The organism is Yersinia mollaretii ATCC 43969, from assembly GCF_013282725.1.
Classification (GTDB): domain Bacteria; phylum Pseudomonadota; class Gammaproteobacteria; order Enterobacterales; family Enterobacteriaceae; genus Yersinia; species Yersinia mollaretii.
Map to the genome: position 1 here is coordinate 2,970,355 of NZ_CP054043.1, position 19,506 is coordinate 2,989,860.

The following is a 19,506-nucleotide window of genomic DNA, read 5'->3' on the forward strand; positions in this document are numbered from 1 at the left end:
CTCACTGTAGGGCGAGGGCCGGTTGGACCGGCAGGGGTTGCGCCACGCGCATAACATCACGGGCAATCATTAATTCTTCATTGGTATTGACGATAGCAATCTGTACCGGCCCAGAATCCTTCTGGATAAAGAACTGATTTTTTTGGTTTTTATCGTCATCCAGCTCAATACCAAGAAAAGCCAGATCCCGGCATATCCGCTGACGGGCGTTGCGGGCATTTTCGCCAATACCGCCAGTAAAGATCAGCGCGTCGATCCCGCCCAGTTGCACGATATAGCTGCCAATCACTGCACGGATGCGCTCAGCAAACAGCTCAAGGGCCACTTGTGCGCGGCTATCACCTTGGCTGGCGGCCTGCTCCACATCGCGATAATCGTGTGAGATGCCGGAGATCCCCAGCAAGCCGGATTGGTTGTTGATCAGATGGTTGATTTCGGCGGCGCTTTTGCCCTCGGTCTGCTGAATAAACGGCAGAATCGAGGGGTCAATATCGCCACTGCGAGTCCCCATCATGATCCCCGCCTGTGGGGTGAAGCCCATCGAGGTATTGACCGAGCGACCATGGCCGATAGCACACAGGCTAGAGCCGTTGCCGAGGTGGCAGGAGACAATGCGCAACTCCGCCAGTGGCCGCCCCATGCGCTCTGCGCAGACCGTGCTGACATATTTGTGGCTGGTGCCGTGGAAACCATAACGACGAATCCCCAGCTCTTCATAGTAGCGCCACGGCAAGGGGTAGAGATAGGCGGTTTGGCTGAGGGTTTGGTGGAAGGCGGTATCAAATACCGCCACGGCGCGGGCATCGGGCAGGGCATGTTGAAACACCCGAATCCCCAAGGCGTTGACCGGATTATGCAAGGGCGCGAGCAGACCCAGTTGCTCGATTTTATCCAGTACATCGGGGGTGATCAGCACCGAATCGGCAAAGGTTTCGCCGCCGTGGGCCACCCGATGACCGACGCCGATGATCTCATCCAGCGAATCAATAATGTTGTGCTCAATCAGTGCGCGCAGCAGATGTTCTGCCCCTTGGCGGCAATCGGCGATTGGCAGGGTTTCCCGCCATTTCACATCACCTGCCCGCAGGGTAAACACCGCATCATCCATACCGATGCGCTCAATTAACCCTTGGCACAGCACCTGCTCTTCCCCTTGGCCGCTCTGCGCATTGCGCATGGAAAATAGCTGAAATTTCAACGAAGAACTGCCGGCGTTTATCGCCATAATCTTACCGGACATACGACTCTCCAGAATGATTCAAATAAGTTATAAGGTCAGTGAGTCCCTCGCCAGTGAGCGCCGAGGTGACAAAGAGAGTGTGTGCGCCCGCTTGCGTCAGGCAATCCGCCGCCCAGCTCAGTGATTCTGGCTGGCTGACGGTGTCCGCTTTGCTGATAATGCCGATCACCGGTTTGTTGAACACCTGCGCCAGCATTGGGGCAAACCAGCTCTGAGTGGCATCGGCGTTTTGCACCAATCCCACCACATCTGCCTCACAGGCACTTGCCAGTAACGCGCTGTATAAGCAGCGGTTTTCCAGATATTCACCCGGCGTATCAATGGCATTGTCCTGCCAGATAATCGACTGGGTTTTCTGGTAATTCAGCGCCTCGCCCTGCAAGCGCTGAATCAGCGAGGTTTTACCGCACTGGCTGGGGCCAATTAACATGATGCGCTGCATGGCATCAGGTCCGGGTCATCGGGCAGGCGGTGAATTTCATCATGTCGCCCAAGGTGTGAATCACCTGTTTTAGCGCATACTCCACTGCCGAAACATCGCCGGTAAACACCACTGCGCCGGTGAATCGGTCGATAAAACCAATCTCAACCGCACCGGATTTTGTGGCGATATCACTGGCAATAATCGAGGCTTCGCTGGGGGTGATGGTCAGAATGCCAATGGCGCTGCTGACATCATTCAGCCCCAGTTTTTTATAAAGCGCCTTATTGGGGTTGGCGATAAGATGCGCGAGGGTGATCTGTTTACCGGGCACATACTCCTGAATCACGCGCTCGGGGGTGCTGCTCTTCTCCATCATGCCTCCTGAACTAACTGACGCCACAGCGCCTCATGGGGACGGGGGATCACTGTGCTATAGACCAATAATCCCTTCTCGCCAGCACACTGGCTGGCAACTTCAACGGCGGTTTGCACGTCGGCAATATCGCCGCTCAGCACCTGATAACATTTACCGCCGATACCAAAGGCCATATGGATGCGCACCAAGGTGACATTGGCGGCTTTGACCGCGCGGTCTGCGGCGGTGATGCAAGCCGCGACACTCCAAGTCTCCACCACGCCCGCCGCTTGGCGATTCTCCACTGTGTTTAGGCCGCTGATGGCGGGTAACACCGAGGGGTGCAAATTGGGCAGCACGATGCTATCGACCAATAAATGGCCGCTGTGCTTTTCGCCATTTTGCACTGACTGGCTGACAGCACCGATATCGCCACCCACCATCAGCAGATATTTACCGGGGCAGAGGGTTTTACTGACCAGTAACTTGACGTTGGCGCTTTTCAGCATCAGGTCGCAGACTTCCATCCCCTTGGCGATACTACTTAATTCAACAATTCCAATGGCTTGAGACATGCTCACTCCTGTTAAATGGCGCGACAAAGTGTGATGGCGCTGGCACTGATCTCTGTGACGACACCCGAAATCGTGGCGTGCAGAGGCGCACCCAAGGCGTTTTCGGGGATCTGCCCAATCAACTGGCCGTGCTCGACCTGCTCACCCACCGTCACCACCGCTTCTGCGGGTGCGCCAATATGTTGACGCAGCGGTAACACCACCTGCGGTGGCAGATAGTGTTGCTCGCTGAACGGGGCGGGCTGATACCAGTCGGTCAGATCCAGCCGTGCAATCAGCCGCGATGTTGGCACCATGCGGTAATTCGCCATCGGATCAGCCTCACGCAGCTCCCCCTGATAGCGCGCGCCCTGTGCACGCAACTGCGTTTTCAGCAGGCGATTAATGCGCATGGGCGAGATATCCACCGGACAGGCGTAGCTTTCGCACAACCCACACTCCGAGCAGGTGAGGGCGCTGAGCAAGATATCCGGCGTGGCAACTTGCTGATAGGTTATCGCCCGCACCAGCAGATGGGGCGGCAGCTCATGGCCGATCAGGTGGCGCGGACACAGCTCGGTGCACATGCGGCACTGCTCGCAGACGGCGCGCGCAATGGCGAGCACATCCTGATCACTGCGGGCGCGGCGGGTGATCAGCAAGTGATTGGCGGGTAGCACCAACAGGCCACCCGTGGTTTTGGTTACGGGCTGATCGAGGTCGTGTAGGGCATGGCCCATCATCGGCCCGCCATTGATATAGGCGGGATTGTCGATGGTTGCGCCTCCCGCCAGTGCCAGCACTTCCCGCAGCGAAGTGCCCAGCGGTACCGTCAGGGTGAGTGGCCGTGCCACCGCCCCATTCACGGTCAGTGTGCGGCGGGTCACGGGCCACTGCTGCTCCACCGCCCGCGCGACGTTAAGCAGGGTTTGCACATTATTCACCACCACGCCAATAGTGATGGGCAGCGCGGCGGGCGGGACACGGCGACCGGTCGCCAGCCAGATAGTGATCACCTCATCACCCGCGGGGTAAACGTCGGGCAGAATATGCAGCCGAATCTGTGGCGGCAGCAGTGGCGTTAGTGCCGCAATCGCCTCCTCATATTTGGCTTTCAGCGCAATGATCCCCTCACGCGCGCCAGTAGCGACCATGCCATAGAGCACGCCGCGTACCAGCCGTCCGGCCTGACGGGGGATCAACTGCTGATCCACTTTCAGCATCGGCTCACACTCAGCGGCATTGACCAGAAAAATGTCAGCCTGCGCTTGTAGTTTCACCGCCGTCGGGAAACCCGCGCCACCCGCACCGACCACCCCGGCATCGCGCACCCGTTGCTGAATAGTGGCGGCATCACACGGCATCAGTTCACCGCAGGCGAGCGGGGCGCTCAATAACGGCGCAATGGGCATCTGGAGATCACTCATACAGCGCCTCGACAATGCCTCGAATCGCTTTTTCATCTGCCGGACGCGGGTTGGTGCGCAGGGTGACGTCCGCCAGTGCGGCGGTGATGATGTCCGGAATGCGCTGTTGCAACTGGCGTTCGTTAACTTTCATCGCCGCCAGCGGCTGAGGCAATCCACACTGGCGCTTAAGCTGCTCAATCTGATAAATCAGTTGATTCACCGCGCCGCGATCCTCCCCGTTGGCCGGGCTGAAATGGCATAATTTCGCCAGCCGCGCATAGCGTTTACAGGCTCGCGCATCGACGGCATTAAAGCGAATCACCGGGACTAACAGCAGCGCATTGGCTAACCCGTGGGCGATGTGGAACTGACCGCCCAGTTGGTGAGCAATGGCGTGATTGATGCCCAGCCCTGCCTGACTGAAGGCCATGCCCGCCAGTGTTGAGGCGTTATGCATCTTGCCTCGGGTGATCAGGCAATCGCCTTTCTGGCAGGCGGTCGGCAGATGGCGAAACACCAACTGCACCGCTTTTTCCGCCAGCGCATCAGTAAAATCACTGGCGCGTGGCGAAACATAGGCTTCCAGCGCATGGGTCAGCACGTCCAGTCCGGTATTGGCGGTGATGGCAGGCGGCACGGTGACCACCAGCGCGGGGTCCAGAATGGCAATATCCGGATAGATCGCATCGTCAAATAGCGGATATTTAATGCTTTTTTCCGGATCGCTGATCACGCAAGCGCTGGTGACTTCTGAGCCAGTGCCGCTGGTGGTGGGGATGGCGATACAGGTTTCAATCTCCAGCCCCTGCTGGCGGCTAAACCAGACGATAGCTTTCGCGGCGTCCAGCGCCGAACCGCCACCAAAGCCAATCACCACATCAGGGCGCAGGGCTTGCATCTGCTCAATACCCTTGACCACGGTGCTGATATTGGGGTCCGGCGTGATGTCGCTAAACAGGCTGATCTGGTTATCTGCCGCCAGCGCCTGTTGCAAACGATCCAGCAGTGGCGAGGTGGCGAGAAAGCTATCGCAGACAATCCAGATTTTTCGCTGATGGAAGCGTTGCAGCACTTTGAGGCTGCCTTCCCCGCTATAAATGCGTGTTTGCAGGAAAAAAGTCTTCATACGTCCTCGCTCAGCGAATGGAGAAACCGTTAGTCAGCACACAGCGGCGTTGACGCGCAAAGGTGCGGGCCGAGGTGGTGCCCTCTCCGGTGGGGGTGGCGATGGTGAAGGTGGTAAAGCCCTCGCCGCCGACCCCGATCCCCGCATAGGAGGGGCCATTTTTGACAAAAATGGAGGTCTGCAATAGGCGGGCCGCCAGATTCAGGCGCGAGACATTCTGGGAGTGCATGGTTGCGGTGTGATGCAGGCCGCCTTCCACTTGCAGCGCCAGTGTCAGCGCCGCATCAAAATCCTTTACCCGCACCACTGGCAGCAGCGGCATCAGTTGTTCCGTGGTCACTAGCGGATCGTCACCCGCCACTTCCACCAGCAGTAGGCGTGGGGCTTTGGCAGGGCAAGTGATACCCGCCGCTTTCAGCAGTTCAGCCGGGCTTTTGCCCACCAGATTTTTGTTAGCGTGGCCTTGGGGGGTCAGGCAGGCTTTGCGTAGGCTATCGACCTCTTGCGGCTGAGTGATCAGCAGCGCGTCGAAAGCTTGCATCTGCTGCAACAGGCGGTCGGCGACACTCTCCACCACAATCAAACTCTTCTCGGCAATGCAGGGCAGGTTGTAGTCGAATGACGCGCCGGACACGATATCTTGCGCCGCTTTCACCAGTTCGGCAGTCTCATCCACCAGACAAGGCGGATTACCCGCGCCCGCACCAATCACTTTTTTGCCGCTCTTCATGCCCATCGCCACAATGGCTGGCCCACCGGTGATCGCCAGTAGAGCGATTTTGTCGTGGGCCATCATCTGTTGGGTGGCCTCAAAGCTCGGTTCTTGCACCGTCACCACCAAATTGCGGATGCCGCAACGGTTGAAAATGATCGCTTCAATTTGGGCAATCAGATCCAGTGAGACGGCTTTAGCGCCGGGGTGCGGGCTAAAATAGACCGCATTACCCGCGGCTAACATGCTGATGCTGTTATTGATAATGGTTTCGGTGGGGTTAGTGCTGGGGGCGACAGAGCCAATCACGCCGAACGGCGAATATTCGAACAGCACCATACCGCCGTCGCCCGTCAGAGCCGTGGTGGAGAGGTCTTCGATGCCGGGGGTATTCTCCAGCGCGGCCCTGTTTTTCAGGAATTTATCTTCTTTGTTGCCCATACCGGTTTCGCTGGCACCACGCTCAGAGAGTGACGCCAACTGAGGGGCTAACTGCTCACGCAGGGCGCTGATAATGGCGCTACGGGTTTTCATCGGGCTTTGCTGATAGCGCAAAAAGGCGCTGTGGGCGGCAGTCACGGCTTCATCCACGCTGGCAAAAATGGCGCTGACGGCAGAGGCCGTCGCAGGCGTCAGTTGCTCGGTGAGGATAGTGCGAATGAGAGATTCAATATCATGGGTGTTCATTATTCATTCCTCAGATGTAGAGCCGATATGGCGGCTTCTGCGATGTGCATATCTTGTTCGACGCTACCGCCGCTGATGCCTAAGCCGCCCACCAGTTGGCCGTGACGCCACAGGGGGTAGCCGCCACCAAAACTCACCACTTTGCCGCCGGTGCTGGCTTCCAGTTGGAACAGGTCAGCCCCCGGTTGCACGGCGCGGCTCAGTTGATGGGTGGCGGTTTTCAGGGCGACAGCGGTCCAGGCTTTTTTCGGTGCCAGTTCGCTACTGACCAGCAGGGTATCGGGCATACGGTAGGTCATGATCAGGTTGCCGTGGCGGTCAGTCAGTGCCACCACCACAGCGATCTGCAATTTCATGGCGGCTTCAACCGCCAACTTAACTAATTGGTGGACATCGGAAAATCCCAGTCCGGCGGGCTGGGTGACTATTGACTCGCGGGTAGGCTCTGCCGCCTCGCTGGCCGCCAGATAGCGCGCCAGCACGGTTTGTGCGGTTTGCTGCAATCGTTGGCGCTGATCTTCATCGCGGGCCACGGCATACAGACAATCGGATAAGCGATTGAGATACTGCAACAGCACCGGGCGCACCGGCACCTGTTCGGCCAGCTCAATCAGCCGCCGTTCACCGCGCCGCGCCAGCGTGCGGGCAAAATGCAACCGGCTACCCGCTTCGGTATCACCGGGTAGAATAAAACCTTTTACTGGCGGCAACTGCGCCATGCAGCGGTCAACCGCTAACTCCAACGCCTGAATATCCTGCTCGCTGATACTGTTGCGCCCAACAGGCGGGGTTTCGATACCTTCGCTGGCCAGTTCAGCGCTGAAATAGAACAACTGATGTTGTACCGCATCAAGTAGCTGACGGTTCTCTTCGCCTTGCGTCACGCGGGCGCACAGGCTCAGCGCGGCGTTAAGTTCATCCAGCGTGCCGTAGGTCTCCACCCGTGGGTGGCTCTTTTTCACCCGTTGCCCGGTAAACAGGGCTGTGGTCCCTGCATCACCCGTTTTGGTATAGATGCTCATAAAATCACCGCTCAATCAGTCAAGTTATTCATCATCAGTAGGAACACTCATCGACGATGGCGACAATCGCCAGATCGATGGCATCATTTGGCTCGGCAAAGACGCGTCTGGCACTGGAGCCGCCCGCCAGCAGCACCAGCTCTCCCTGACCCGCGCCCACAGAATCCACCGCCACTTCATCCGGTGTTTTACTGTCCGGTGGCAAGGAGCCATCCCCGGCGACACGGCGCACCAGTAGCAGCTTCTTGCCAATCAGCGTCGGCGATTTTTGCGTTGAGACCACCGAACCTACCACTCTGGCCAGTTGCATGATTTACTCCTGCCTTAACAGTTGAATGTGACGGGCTGATACGGTGTCCTGTGCCAGCGGTGTAACCAGCGTATGCGCATCGATCAGCAGCCAGCCGGGGTCGAGCGTGGCAATATCGCGATAACTCAATACCTTGCCTGTGTGCAGCCGAACCGCGACCCCCTGACTGTCGCTAAAACTCAGCGGCAAGGGGCGCAGGGCGGCGGCGGGCAGGGCGGCCAGCAGTTGACGATGTAAGCTGATATGCACTTTCATGCCCCATGACCACGCCTCGTTCAGTGCCGTGACTGCTGGGCAGCGGGTATCGAACTGCGCCAGACGGTGCATAAAGGCTAAATCCGGCAGCATCAGATGCAGCGTGGCATGGTGGACGAAGACCCATGAGTCAAGCCCGGCGCGCAACTGAGGCAGCAGCAAGGCGTGAACCCGCCGTTCGCGCTCGGTCAACCGCGTGACAATCTGGCTGACCAGTTGTTCGGTTTGCGCCTGAGTCAGATTCATGGTTGTGATGTCCGTGGGGTTAGAGTTTGTGGCATCAATAACGTCGCAAACGCCGCAGGATCATCCGCGCCAGCGGCATTGGCCTCGTCGGTATCGATGTGCATCTCCAGTTTCATTTGCGGTGAAACACGGATCGCCACATCGTCCATAATCATCCGACGACCACTGCCCTGAATCGCCACTTGTACCCGGTCGCCGTGCTTAACCCGATAGATAAGGGCATCCAGCGGCGACATATGAATGTGCCGGAGTGCCACAATCACCCCATGGGGCAGCTCTACTTCGCCGTAGGGGCTGACCAGACGAATGGCGGGTGTGCCCTCCAGATTGCCGGACATGCGCAGCGGGGCATTGATCCCCAGTGTGCGGGCATCGGTGCGGGAGATCTCCACCTGACTTTGGCTGCGCAATGGCCCCAGAATACGGACGTTTTTTAGGCTGCCTTTCGGCCCGACCAAGGTCACCGTCTGTTCGGCGGCATATTGGCCGGGCTGAAGCAGCGTTTTTTTCTCGATGAGCGGCTGCTCAGGGAACAGCCGTTGGTAGTCCTGCGCCGAGAGATGCAGGTGTCGGTTGGAAACCCCAAGCGGGATCGGACGAAGACGCATTTCGTCGAGGATCTTACTGACAACGGGTTCCAGTAATGCTTTTTCCATCAGACTTTTCCTCGTTTACCCAAGTGGATGCAGCGAAAGCGAGGCTCACCTTTATGGCGTCGGCAAGCCGGGTCGAGGCAGAGATTGCAGCTCACACGAGGAGCTGGCGGGGCCTCACTTTCTATCCTGTTTTTGTCTATCCTGTTTTTGTCTGCGCTGTCTTTGTCTATGCTGACATTATCGCTACCCGCCGCTGTGTCGGGGGCATCGTCAGAGGCAGTGTCAGCCGAGGCTGGGGCATCGGCTTCTTCTGTCTCCTCGGCGCTAATCACCTCTGCCGCTTCAATCACGGCTTCGGCTTCAGCGGGCGCTTTGGCCGTGATGTCAGCGGCGGGGTGCTGCCAATAGGCCATCAGGCTATCTGCCGGACGGGCCAGTACCGCGTGGGAGACCAGCCCATGATGCTGTTCGGCAAAGGCGGCACCGGTACTGATTGCCGCCTGAACTGAGGCCACATCCCCCGTCAGGCGGATTAACATCCAGCCGGAACCCTTGGTTTGTTCTATGCCGATCAGGGTGACGGAGGCGGCTTTTGCCATGGCATCCGCCGCGCCGATAGCCAGCGCCAGACCACTCACTTCCAGTAAACCCAGTGACGTTTTCACGCTGTGCTCCTCGTCTCACCCTTAGGCAGAGGTCGGTAAAATGGCTTCTACGTCGCTGTGCGGGCGTGGGATCACATGGCTAGAGGTCAATTCACCCACCGCACTGGCTGCCGCAGAACCTGCATCGACCGCCGCTTTGACTGCGCCGACATCACCGCGCACCATCACTGTGACCAGACCGGAGCCAATTTTTTCGTAGCCCACCAGTTGTACGTTGGCCGATTTGACCATGGCGTCTGCCGCTTCGATGGCGGCGACCAGACCTTTGGTTTCAATTAAGCCCAATGCATTGTTCATAGATATGAGTTCCTTGTTATAAAGTAAGGGCTATCTTGTTTGCCATTTTGAACCCGGGCAGTGCTCGCCATCCTCACGTACTCGGACTTTATAAGACCAGGTGTACGCTCCGGTGGCTGTGCGCTGGCCGAGTCCAAACTGCCTGCACCGATTACGCCCTATGATTTGAGTGTGATCACTTAAACGGTAAACCTTTCACTAACCGGGCGGCGTTGTTGCCGAGCCGCCGTAATTGCTCATCGTCTTGCGCCCGCGCCTGCCGGAATAGTGGGCTGGCGGGGGGGAGATGACGGAAATGCAGCACCACTTCGTCGGCAGAACAGGCCAGCCCCACCAATAAGGGGGAGCGGGTGGCGGCTTGCCAGGCGCGTTGTGTGGCATCAGTGTCATCGTCGTGCTGCCACTGCCAAGGAATGCCCTCCTCCTCGATGCCCAGTAACACTTGATGCCAAATGGCTTCCGGTGTGGGCGTGGTGAGGCTGATCACGATGGCGGGGGCATCTTGGGTGAAGTTCATCAGTTGCTCTCCCGCTGATAAGCCAGAATCAGGCCCGTGGCGACCGCATTGCGTGGGCCTTCACTGGCGCGGATGTTGCCGCGACCTGCCACCAACTTGTAGTGGGAGAGGGCGTCGGTCACCAATTGCGGGATTTCGAAGTCCAGCGACGAGCCACCTACCAGCACCACGAAGGGGATATCGCGGATATTGCCGGTTGGGCTGACTTGGCGCAGCGCACGAAGCGCATTGGTGACAAACACCCGCTCTTTAGCTGAGCGGCGGATATTGCGGACTTTTTCCAGTGCGTAATCACCCGGTAGCGGCACCAAACCTTCCGGTTTGACTACCACCAGTCGGGCAAAAACCTCGGGTGAAAGCGGTTGTGGGAAGAACTGAACACTGCCATCTTCGTGGCGCAGGTGGAACAGACTCTCCACTTTGGCGAGCGGATACTTTTTGATATCTTCCGCCAGATAGCGGTCTTGGAGATCCAGTTCCGAAGCGATGATCATCGTCACCATGTCGCCAGCCCCCGCCAGATGAGTGGCGACAATTTGGCCTTGCGCGTTGATGATGGAGGCGTCGGTAGAGCCAGCCCCCAAGTCGAGAATGGCGAGTGGCCGCCGCGTCCCGGGTGTGGTCAGCGCGCCAAGTATTGCCGCTTCGGCTTCCGCCCCCCCGACCTGAACATCAATACCCAAGGTTTTTTCGATCTCACTGGCGATATGCGCCATTTGCAGGCGATCAGATTTCACCATCGAGGCAATACCTACCGCTTGCTCAAGGGAGAACTCGCCCGCCAGACCGCCAATGACATTGACTGGCACCGCCGTGTCAACGGCGAGCAGGTCTTGAATGAAGATCTCATTGGTCGGTTTGTTGGTCAGTTCGGCCATGGTTTGGCGCACGTGTTCGAGCATGCCGCCGATATTGGTGCCCGCTTCGCCACTGACATTGTCCAGATGCCGGAAGCTGTTCACCGCCGTCATAATGGCTTCACTGCCCGTGGCGACATCCACCCGCACAGTACGTCCATCGGCGAACAGCTCCAGATGACCCGCAGGAATAGAGCGCGCTTTTACGTCCCCTTCCGGCGTTTTCACCACCACCGCTGAACGTGTGCCAATCAAGGCGCGTGCCACCGGGACAATGTTTTTGGTCTCTTCGGCGCTGAGTTCAAATACCGTGGCAATGCCATAGGGGTTAGAGAGGGTTTCAATCACCTGACCCGGCATGGCAACCTCCACCGCCGCCAACATGCCCATCGGGATGCGGTCAATGTGCAGCACCTCATCGACGATAGGCAGTGGGTGGTTGAGGCGGTTGCTGACCAGCACGCCATCGTCACGTTGCAAGATAATCGCCGTAATGCGGTATCCCGCGCCGTTAGCTGCATTGACCACCGTCGCGACATCAGCAAAATCAACTGCCGATGGCACCACCAGAATATAGGGTTGGGCAGGGTCACGGGTGACCAGCTCATCAAGGGTGATGGTCAGCCCAACCCCTAACCCCAGTCCGCCGGGGGTTTTCGGGTTGTGGCCGATCATGGTGGATTCGGTGATGATGGTTTCCGTGATGGTCTCCATCGCCACATCACCAATGACCGGGGTCGCTTCGTTAATGCGGATCAGACTGATATCGCCCAGCGCGATACCGGCCTTCTCCACCAACAAGGCCAGCGCTTTGTGGATGCCGAAAATGTTGCGTTGCGTCCCTTTGATACCGGTGGTTTCGGTGAGGGCGCTGGTGACAAACTGCAACTGACCGTCAGCCGCACATTGTGCCAATGCCACTTCCGTTGATGAGTTACCGATGTCAATGCCTGCTATATACCGCATGTCCGTTCCTTAGATGGCTGACGATTGATTAATCGTCGCCTTTGAGCTTTTTGCGCTGGACATACAACACGGCAGCTTCGCGCACGAAGGCGGCGCAGATAGTCGCTTTGTAGGTTTTTTCCAGATCATCAGCAATGGCGTTCAGCTCCTCTTTGCTTGAGCGGAACGGGCGCAGGGCGTTATAGATATCTAACACCTTGTCATCCGGCACGGCGGTCAGCTCAGCGGCACGTTCGAAGTTCATTGCCAGCAGCGGGCGGCCCGCATCTTTCGCAATCGAGGCTTGAATGCGCAGGATCTCCGGGGTAATCCGCAAATCCTGTGAGGTGACACTGCCGTTCAAAACATTCGCCAGCGTCAGATCATCCAGCGTTTTATTGGTGGCGGTTTTCACCCAATCAGGGTGTTTGTTCGCCAGCGGATAATCTGAGACTTTGGCATTGCTGCGCGAACTGGCTGCGGGTGCCGCACAAGCCGCCGCAGGTGTCTGGCCCTGCAAGCTGTTCATCTTGTTCAGCACATCGCGAACCATGGATTCAATAGCTTCGGAATTCATTGTGTTTTCCTTTGTTAAAGCGCCACCCGGAGTTCCTGAGGATTCTTGCCGGTCACCACATATTTGGTTTCTTTAATGTGCAGAATCGCGGATTTGGCCTGATATTTTGGCCGTGCCATTTGGTCGTTCAGGGTCGGTACTGGTTGTGGTGACTCCCGTTTGGCATAGCGCGCCGCATTTTTACCAATCAGGCGGTAGGTATCCAGCGTCAGCAGCGGCGCTTGCGGGAACAGCTCCAGATTGGAGAGTGGCGGCAGACCTTGCTGATGAATGACTATCGTGCCTTTGGATTGGATGCCGATAGAGATACCGGAACCGCTCAGGCGGTTGCCCTCCACCGCGACAAACGCCACATCGGAGGATTTGAAGCAGCGGATAACCCGCGCCTTGATCCCCTCCTCTTCGATACCGGCAATCAGCTCGCGCAGAATATTTTTGTGCGGGATGCCGACGATATTGGCGGTTTGCGACAGACCAAATGCTGGGCCGACCGCAATGATCACCTCATCCTGATTGCTGCCGGGGCGGGCTTCACCCACTTCGGTGAGGAAATCCCCGGCGGCCACGGCCGTTGCCGCCGTCGCAGGCTGGGACACTGGCTTAAAGGAGACGGTATTGTTGTCTCCCTGCATTTCCTGCAATACGCCTTCGATAATTTGGCGTAACAGTTTTTCGTTAATATCGACCATCTCGTGAACCCCTTAGCCAAGCTCATTCGGATCAAGCGCGTTTGGAATGTTTTTGATCTCTTCCCAACGTGCACCTTCCAGCCGGTAACCGGTAGCTGGACCCGCGTAGTCATTGACGTCATTCACCGCTGACAGCACTTGGTTGTCACCTTTGATGATCGCCGAGGTGTGCAGGTAGTCACCGGCAATTTTGGCTTTCTGGATGTTGAGCATGTCTTGCGCCACATCTTCGAAACCACCTTGTGCCAAGGCCTTAACCACTTCCAGACCGGTGCGGTTTTTGCTGATGATCTCCTGAGCGAACTTGATGTCTTCGACGATGTTACGGTCCGGCATATCTTTCGAGCCGTGAGCATAAGTGGCCGCAATCACCTCTTCGTCAGTGATGGGCGGTAGCCCCATTCCGGCGAACACCGCTTGCAGGGCGCGCGCGGCTTTATTACGAATCGCCACCACGTCCGCTTCCAACACTGGGCGCAAGCCGCCATCCACTTTCAGGTCGCGCTGTAACACGTTGTAATCGTCAAAGTCTTCGGCGTCTTCGTTGGAGCCAGCGAACATGTTGTCGTAGTTCGGCACCGCAGAATAACCGGAGGAGATAAAGTCAGTCCCCGGCAGGAACTGCATCAGCAGGCGTGCAGTACGGCGCATATCTGAGTGGGTAAAGGTCTGGTCGTTACTGGAGGCGCACTCTAAGTCCAGCGCCGAACAGATCAGGTTCTCCGCCAAGATGGCACGGATGCCGGATGGCACAGCCGAAGGCACACCGACGCAGCTTACTGAGCCGTTTTGCAGCCCTTGAACCCCAGCCGCTTTGGTGATGTAGATACAGCGAGCCTCCAGATAAAGCATGGATTTACCTTCGGCGTAGCCCATTTGGACTTCAGAGCCGGAGCCAGAGGTAAAGCGCATTTTTAACCCGCGTGAGGCATAGGAGGAGGCAAGGAAGCCTTTCGACCATGGGGTGTCATCGCCGTCGGTAAACACCGGTTCTGTCCCATAGACCGAAATGGTTTCGGCGTAACAGGTGTGGCCCAACATGCCTAATTTCAGCTCGGTGGCTTCTTCCAGCGAACATTGGGTCAGTACACCGGGGCGACCGACTTGCGAACCGACCAACAGCGCGATGGCATTAAAGGGCGCATAACGGGCTACGGCCACCGTGGTTTCCTGCTCGTCGAAGCCACGGAATGCGCCTTCGGCAGCATCGGCGGCAATCTGCACCGGATTATCTTTGACGTTGGTGACGTGAGCTTGCTGTGATGGGGTACGACGTGCGCGCATTTTCTGCATCGACATCATCATCTCCACCACATTCATGTGGGAGACCACTTCGACGATTTTGGCCGGTGTCATGGCGGTCGTCAGCGGCACAATGGTGCGGCGCGACACATTGGGGTCACACAACATATTGGCCAGCTTGATGGAATCCATCTTCATCACCTCTTCCGCGTGGTCGAGATTGATGCCGTAGCGGGCGATAAAGTGATCGATCAGGTCGAAACTGCTCTGTGGTTTGCCATCCAGCTCGGTCACCACGCCGTTAACGATCTTGATGGAGGGTTTAGGATCGTTCGGGCTTTCCATGGCAATAAAGCCTTCCTCGATCCACTCTTTGACAAAGCCGTCCTGATTAACCGGGCGTTTCGCCAACGCTTCAAATCTTTTCGATTTCATGAAACAGCCTCACTGTGGCGTCAGATATAAGAAGGGCGGTCGTTTTTCGGTTCAGAACCCAAGGTTCCTAAGACCGTTTTGCCGATCTCACGGGCAGAGATGACTGCCTGACGGACTGCGCCAGAGTCGCCGGAGATAACCAGAATCACTTCGTTACTGAAGCTGGTGCCCTGTGCCGGAGAGCTGTAAGCCACCACGTCAACATTGGCGGATTTCACAGCAGTATCGGCCATCAGCACCCCAATTGACGCCGGAGCACCCACAATCACGCCGCAAGAGCGACCCAGTGGTGCGCCGAAGGCTTTCTCTAAGGCATGACTGGCGCGGGCGCTGTATTGCAGCTCAATGTGGCCCGCTTCATTGGCGTAAACGTCGCCGAAGGTCCGGTCCAACTCTTTCAGTGCCACTTCGACGGCGCGTTTGACATCAGACACATCATCACCGCCGAAGATAATCAGTGAACCATGACCGGCACCGCCTTTGGTGTCGCGGGGTAACTCAATGCTGACCACTTCGGTATTGGTGGCTTTGACTGCTTCATCGGCTGCCATAATGTGTGGGCCTGCGCCAGTACGCGCGCCCAAAATGCCGATCGAGCGGTAGCGTTTTTCCAGCTTCATTGCGTCTAGCAGGGCGCTATCGACGTTGGCGATAACCAGACCGACCGTGTCACCGATCGCGGTTCCAACAAATTCCGTTAAACTGCACGTTTTCTCAGCCATAGCCGTATCTCGTTGTTTATGGGAGGGTTGCGTAGAAGACGCCGGAGCGTGTTCACTGACTTTCGCTATCACCTGCGCCATGATTTGGTCGACCAGGTCATTGCTTTTCATTCGTGACTTCCCTTAGGTAGACGGCCCTTCGGTAAAAAAGCCTCGACATCGGTATGTGGGCGCGGAATCACATGAGTTGATTTCACTTCGCCCACTTTAGCGGCCGCGCTAGCCCCTGCATCGGTAGCCGCTTTCACTGCCCCGACATCACCCCGGACGATGACGGTGACCAAGCCCGAGCCGATTTTTTCGTAGCCCACCAATGTCACATTGGCCGATTTCACCATGGTGTCAGCCGCCTCAATAGCTGCGGTCAACCCTTTGGTTTCCACCATTCCTAGTGCTTCTTGTTGCATAAGTACCTCGACAAATATCATGTTCAAAAATAATGTTGTTATATTCAGTAATAACGTTGTCAGGTTCGTGCTGAGAACGAATATACAAACAAGCAATGAAAAAGAATGGCTGTATTGAATTTACTGGCGGGAATGGTTAGCGACCCAATAACAAAATATTGTCATCACAATGCGCTAGTGGCGTGTTTTTTATGGGGATTCTCATTATTTATTAGGGTAATAACTGGTCATTGACTATTCAAAATTTAAATTAAGTAGGTGACAGTTGTTATTTATTTTGATAATCGCGCGCCTGCCCAGTAATAGAGGGGATGGAGGTCAATATAAATATAATGGGAGAGCTGGCGGTGTATTAAAGGTAAAAGTGCGAGCCTGATAACAATAACGGAAAGAATAAAGAGCAAGAAAGTCATATGGCTGAATAAAACCTAAAAGTCTCTGTTTGCATGGGGTTAACGCTAATTTTGGCGGCAGCAATGGCAAGAATGTGTTATCGAAAGTCTAGTTTTTGTTTAATGAATCACGAATCACGACAACACTTTCATTTTGCGCCTCTTTATAGTGGCTGAGTCAAGGGCCGTGCACTACTTCATCTACTTTTGGGTAGATTGATCATAATAATCACAAGCAGGGTAACTCTATGAACGACTCACTCAAGGCTCAGTGTATTGCAGAATTTCTTGGTACTGGGCTATTTCTGTTTTTTGGTATTAGTTGTCTGGCGGCACTGAAAGTGGCGGGGGCCAGTTTTGGTTTATGGGAAATCTGTATCGTGTGGGGGTTGGGGATTTCATTGGCCGTTTATCTGACCGCAGGGATTTCCGGCGCTCACCTTAACCCCGCGATTACCATTGCGCTGTGGCTATTTGCTTGTTTCCCCGGCCGCAAAGTGATCCCTTACTCTATCGCCCAAGTGGCGGGGGCGTTTGGTGGCGCGGCACTCTCCTATATGCTGTATCACAACTTATTTACTGATTTTGAAACGGCACATCAGATGGTGCGCGGCAGCTTGGAAAGTCTGCAATTAGCCAGTATTTTCAGTACCTTCCCATCACCGGCTATCAGTGTTTGGCAGGCCGCATTTGTTGAAATCATCATCACCTCGATTCTGATGGGGCTGATTATGGCGTTGACCGATGATGGCAATGGTGTGCCGCGTGGCGCATTAGGGCCATTGTTAATTGGTATTCTGGTGGCGGTCATTGGGGCATCTACCGGCCCGTTAACCGGCTTTGCCATGAATCCAGCACGTGACTTCGGTCCTAAATTATTTACTTTCTTTGCCGGGTGGGGAAAAATTTCCATGACCGGTGGCCGCGATATTCCCTATTTCATCATCCCTATCGTGGCTCCTATTATTGGCGCTTGTCTGGGCGCGGCGGTCTATCGTTTCTTCATTGGCAAAAATCTGGCGTGCAATACCTGTAAATTAGAGGATGAAGAAGCCGCTAATTAGTTGTCTGGCGGTTAACGCGAATTTCCTCATCTTGAAACGGTGAAACAGGATGAGGAAATTTCGTGATCTGTTCTGGTTAATGGGTTGATTATTGTCCCCTGTTGACGATGACTCTGGTAAGGTGGATTGTTATTTATCTTCATTTTTCCAGAGAGTAAACCTTCACAGGGAAATAGGTTTTTATCTTGCTAACGGGAATGAAAATATAACAATGCGTTAACACATTAAACATAACAGGGATGATTTGTGGCAACAAACAAAAACGTAATAACAATAAATTATAATTAACTGAGAGGTTTTATCATGATTTCTGCCAGTTCTCTAAACTCAGAGCTCATCAATAAAATCGCGCAGGACTTTGCTCAGGCAACGGGGTTGGCCGTAGTGGTGGTCAATATTCACGGCGAAGAGATTTCCGACTTATTTAATTTCACGCCATTTTGTCAATTAATGCGTCAAGACCCAGTGAACCACCTTCGCTGTCGAATGAGTGATCGTTGTGGCGGTCTTGAAGCCTCAAAATCCAATGAACCTTGTATTTATCGCTGTCACGCTGGGCTGACGGACTTCTCTATTCCGCTGGTGATTGCCGGCCATCTGGTGGGGTTTGTGTTATGCGGTCAGGTGCGGTTGCACTCTGATGTTTATCTGATTGATATTTTGAATATTGATAACCACTGGAAACAGAATCCGGCCCTGATGGATGAGTTCCACAATGTGCCAATAATGGATTTTTCGCGGGTGATCGCCTCGGCGGATCTGCTGAAGCTGATTGTTGAGAATTGCTTAAAAAAACACCTCAACTTCGTGGTCATTAATGACAATATGGGCAGCAAAGAGCCGGGCAAGGTACGGCCTGTTCATCCGCACGATAGCAAAATGAAGAAAGTCTTACGCTACATCGATACCCATCTGTCAGAAGAGCTGCGGCTAGAGGATGTGGCGAGTAAGGTCTATCTCAGCCCCTACTATTTCAGCAAATTATTCAAAAAATATCAGGGCATCGGGTTTAATGCTTGGGTGAACCAGCAACGGATGGCCAATGCCAGAGAGATGCTGCAACACAGCGATTGGAGTATTGCCAGTATTGCCAAGAATCTGGGTTTTTCGCAAACCAGTTATTTTTGCAAAGTGTTCCGCCAGACCTATAACGTTACACCGCAGGTATTTCGCTCACTCTCTTCTGAACGCAGCGAAATGGAATAACTGTGATTGAGTTAATATTATTCAATTGCGCCCTGTGCTTTCGTTTTCTATTTAACAAATAAGCTAAAAATTAACTATTCAAAATAATTAATGACAATATTTTGTTATCCTTAGAATGGCTTTATTTACAGTAACTGGTTGTTATTGATTGTTTTTCTAAAGTCAGACGGCAATTTTTTGTTGTTTTGATGCCAGAAAAGGATCACCAAAAAATGAAATTCACCATTTTTTCTGAACGGAAAGGCGTATATTAATTTTATGGCAGGCTAATAAAATGCCCATGAATAATCGCGCTGTTATAACAGTGTAAATAAAGAGATAAATTAGATAACGAAATAATAAATTAAATAACAGAATCTACTGTTTTAAGTATTTGTAGTTACTGATAGGGTCATGTTATGCGCTAAAGCATAACTGGGAAGGGGGTGACAATCCCCCGCAGCCCCCGCTGCTGTGATGCTGACGAACCCGCTGTTACCACTGATCCATCGGATTGGGAAGGTGCGGGGGAGAATGACGCTAAGCCAGAAGACCAGCCAGATCGGTAAAAGATAT

22 protein-coding genes and 1 riboswitch are annotated in these 19,506 nt (G+C 55.0%); of the genes, 2 read left to right on the forward strand and 20 right to left on the reverse strand.

Annotated elements, in window-relative coordinates; genetic code table 11:
* Position 1: 1 nt before the first annotated feature.
* The 20 genes from HRD69_RS13070 to pduA form a co-directional block, all read right to left on the reverse strand.
* Positions 2 to 1,240, reverse strand: coding sequence for an acetate/propionate family kinase (locus HRD69_RS13070; RefSeq protein WP_032813080.1), 1,239 nt, complete (start codon positions 1,238 to 1,240; stop codon positions 2 to 4).
* On the reverse strand, positions 1,230 to 1,682 hold the full coding sequence (locus HRD69_RS13075; protein ID WP_004873640.1) for a EutP/PduV family microcompartment system protein: 453 nt from the start codon (positions 1,680 to 1,682) through the stop codon (positions 1,230 to 1,232). Before HRD69_RS13075 ends, HRD69_RS13070 begins: the two co-directional genes overlap by 11 nt.
* 4 nt (positions 1,683 to 1,686) lie before the next feature.
* Complete coding sequence (pduU, locus tag HRD69_RS13080) at positions 1,687 to 2,037, reverse strand: propanediol utilization microcompartment protein PduU (protein WP_032813079.1); 351 nt, start codon at positions 2,035 to 2,037, stop codon at positions 1,687 to 1,689.
* Positions 2,037 to 2,594, reverse strand: coding sequence for a BMC domain-containing protein (locus HRD69_RS13085; RefSeq protein WP_004873639.1), 558 nt, complete (start codon positions 2,592 to 2,594; stop codon positions 2,037 to 2,039). Before HRD69_RS13085 ends, pduU begins: the two co-directional genes overlap by 1 nt.
* 11 nt (positions 2,595 to 2,605) lie before the next feature.
* Positions 2,606 to 4,000, reverse strand: a complete 1,395-nt coding sequence (locus tag HRD69_RS13090) for a 4Fe-4S dicluster domain-containing protein (RefSeq protein ID WP_032813078.1) — start codon at positions 3,998 to 4,000, stop codon at positions 2,606 to 2,608.
* Positions 3,993 to 5,108, reverse strand: a complete 1,116-nt coding sequence (locus HRD69_RS13095; protein ID WP_004873637.1) for a 1-propanol dehydrogenase PduQ — start codon at positions 5,106 to 5,108, stop codon at positions 3,993 to 3,995. The genes HRD69_RS13090 and HRD69_RS13095 overlap by 8 nt, the downstream gene beginning before the upstream one ends.
* 10 nt (positions 5,109 to 5,118) lie before the next feature.
* Positions 5,119 to 6,507 carry an aldehyde dehydrogenase family protein gene (locus HRD69_RS13100; RefSeq protein WP_004873636.1) on the reverse strand — a complete coding sequence of 463 codons (1,389 nt, stop codon included), beginning with the start codon at positions 6,505 to 6,507 and terminating at the stop codon, positions 5,119 to 5,121.
* The gene (locus tag HRD69_RS13105) at positions 6,507 to 7,529 is read right to left on the reverse strand and encodes a cob(I)yrinic acid a,c-diamide adenosyltransferase (protein ID WP_032813077.1); all 1,023 of its coding nucleotides are present in this window, start codon (positions 7,527 to 7,529) and stop codon (positions 6,507 to 6,509) included. Before HRD69_RS13105 ends, HRD69_RS13100 begins: the two co-directional genes overlap by 1 nt.
* Before the next feature lie 34 nt (positions 7,530 to 7,563).
* The gene (locus HRD69_RS13110; RefSeq protein WP_004873635.1) at positions 7,564 to 7,839 is read right to left on the reverse strand and encodes a EutN/CcmL family microcompartment protein; all 276 of its coding nucleotides are present in this window, start codon (positions 7,837 to 7,839) and stop codon (positions 7,564 to 7,566) included.
* A gap of 3 nt (positions 7,840 to 7,842) precedes the next feature.
* Positions 7,843 to 8,340: a microcompartment protein PduM gene (gene pduM, locus HRD69_RS13115; protein WP_032813075.1), complete on the reverse strand. Its 498-nt coding sequence runs from the start codon at positions 8,338 to 8,340 to the stop codon at positions 7,843 to 7,845.
* Entirely contained in the window at positions 8,337 to 8,996 is a 660-nt protein-coding gene (locus HRD69_RS13120) for a phosphate propanoyltransferase (RefSeq protein ID WP_004873633.1), read from the reverse strand. The genes pduM and HRD69_RS13120 overlap by 4 nt, the downstream gene beginning before the upstream one ends.
* Positions 8,996 to 9,601 (reverse strand): BMC domain-containing protein, encoded by a 606-nt coding sequence (locus HRD69_RS13125; protein ID WP_032813073.1) that lies wholly within the window; start codon positions 9,599 to 9,601, stop codon positions 8,996 to 8,998. Before HRD69_RS13125 ends, HRD69_RS13120 begins: the two co-directional genes overlap by 1 nt.
* 21 nt (positions 9,602 to 9,622) lie before the next feature.
* The gene (gene pduJ / locus HRD69_RS13130) at positions 9,623 to 9,898 is read right to left on the reverse strand and encodes a propanediol utilization microcompartment protein PduJ (protein ID WP_004873632.1); all 276 of its coding nucleotides are present in this window, start codon (positions 9,896 to 9,898) and stop codon (positions 9,623 to 9,625) included.
* A gap of 175 nt (positions 9,899 to 10,073) precedes the next feature.
* Positions 10,074 to 10,415, reverse strand: a complete 342-nt coding sequence (locus tag HRD69_RS13135; RefSeq protein ID WP_032813072.1) for a glycerol dehydratase reactivase beta/small subunit family protein — start codon at positions 10,413 to 10,415, stop codon at positions 10,074 to 10,076.
* Positions 10,415 to 12,238 (reverse strand): diol dehydratase reactivase subunit alpha, encoded by a 1,824-nt coding sequence (locus HRD69_RS13140; RefSeq protein WP_004873631.1) that lies wholly within the window; start codon positions 12,236 to 12,238, stop codon positions 10,415 to 10,417. The genes HRD69_RS13135 and HRD69_RS13140 overlap by 1 nt, the downstream gene beginning before the upstream one ends.
* Before the next feature lie 28 nt (positions 12,239 to 12,266).
* Entirely contained in the window at positions 12,267 to 12,794 is a 528-nt protein-coding gene (gene pduE / locus HRD69_RS13145) for a propanediol dehydratase small subunit PduE (RefSeq protein WP_004873630.1), read from the reverse strand.
* A gap of 14 nt (positions 12,795 to 12,808) precedes the next feature.
* A complete protein-coding gene (locus HRD69_RS13150) occupies positions 12,809 to 13,483 on the reverse strand; it encodes a propanediol/glycerol family dehydratase medium subunit (RefSeq protein WP_004873629.1) in 675 nt (224 codons plus the stop codon).
* A gap of 12 nt (positions 13,484 to 13,495) precedes the next feature.
* Positions 13,496 to 15,160 (reverse strand): propanediol dehydratase large subunit PduC, encoded by a 1,665-nt coding sequence (gene pduC / locus HRD69_RS13155; RefSeq protein ID WP_004873628.1) that lies wholly within the window; start codon positions 15,158 to 15,160, stop codon positions 13,496 to 13,498.
* A gap of 20 nt (positions 15,161 to 15,180) precedes the next feature.
* A complete protein-coding gene (gene pduB, locus HRD69_RS13160; RefSeq protein ID WP_032813071.1) occupies positions 15,181 to 15,993 on the reverse strand; it encodes a propanediol utilization microcompartment protein PduB in 813 nt (270 codons plus the stop codon).
* Complete coding sequence (gene pduA, locus HRD69_RS13165) at positions 15,990 to 16,289, reverse strand: propanediol utilization microcompartment protein PduA (RefSeq protein ID WP_004873626.1); 300 nt, start codon at positions 16,287 to 16,289, stop codon at positions 15,990 to 15,992. The genes pduB and pduA overlap by 4 nt, the downstream gene beginning before the upstream one ends.
* Positions 16,290 to 16,929: 640 nt before the next feature.
* On the opposite strand from pduA, the gene pduF reads away from it, so the two are divergent.
* Together pduF and pocR are read left to right on the forward strand one after the other, a co-directional pair.
* A complete protein-coding gene (gene pduF / locus HRD69_RS13170; protein ID WP_004873625.1) occupies positions 16,930 to 17,745 on the forward strand; it encodes a propanediol diffusion facilitator PduF in 816 nt (271 codons plus the stop codon).
* A 303-nt stretch (positions 17,746 to 18,048) separates the two neighbouring features.
* Complete coding sequence (gene pocR / locus HRD69_RS13175; RefSeq protein WP_004873623.1) at positions 18,049 to 18,951, forward strand: transcriptional regulator PocR; 903 nt, start codon at positions 18,049 to 18,051, stop codon at positions 18,949 to 18,951.
* A gap of 371 nt (positions 18,952 to 19,322) precedes the next feature.
* Positions 19,323 to 19,506, forward strand: a riboswitch (cobalamin riboswitch).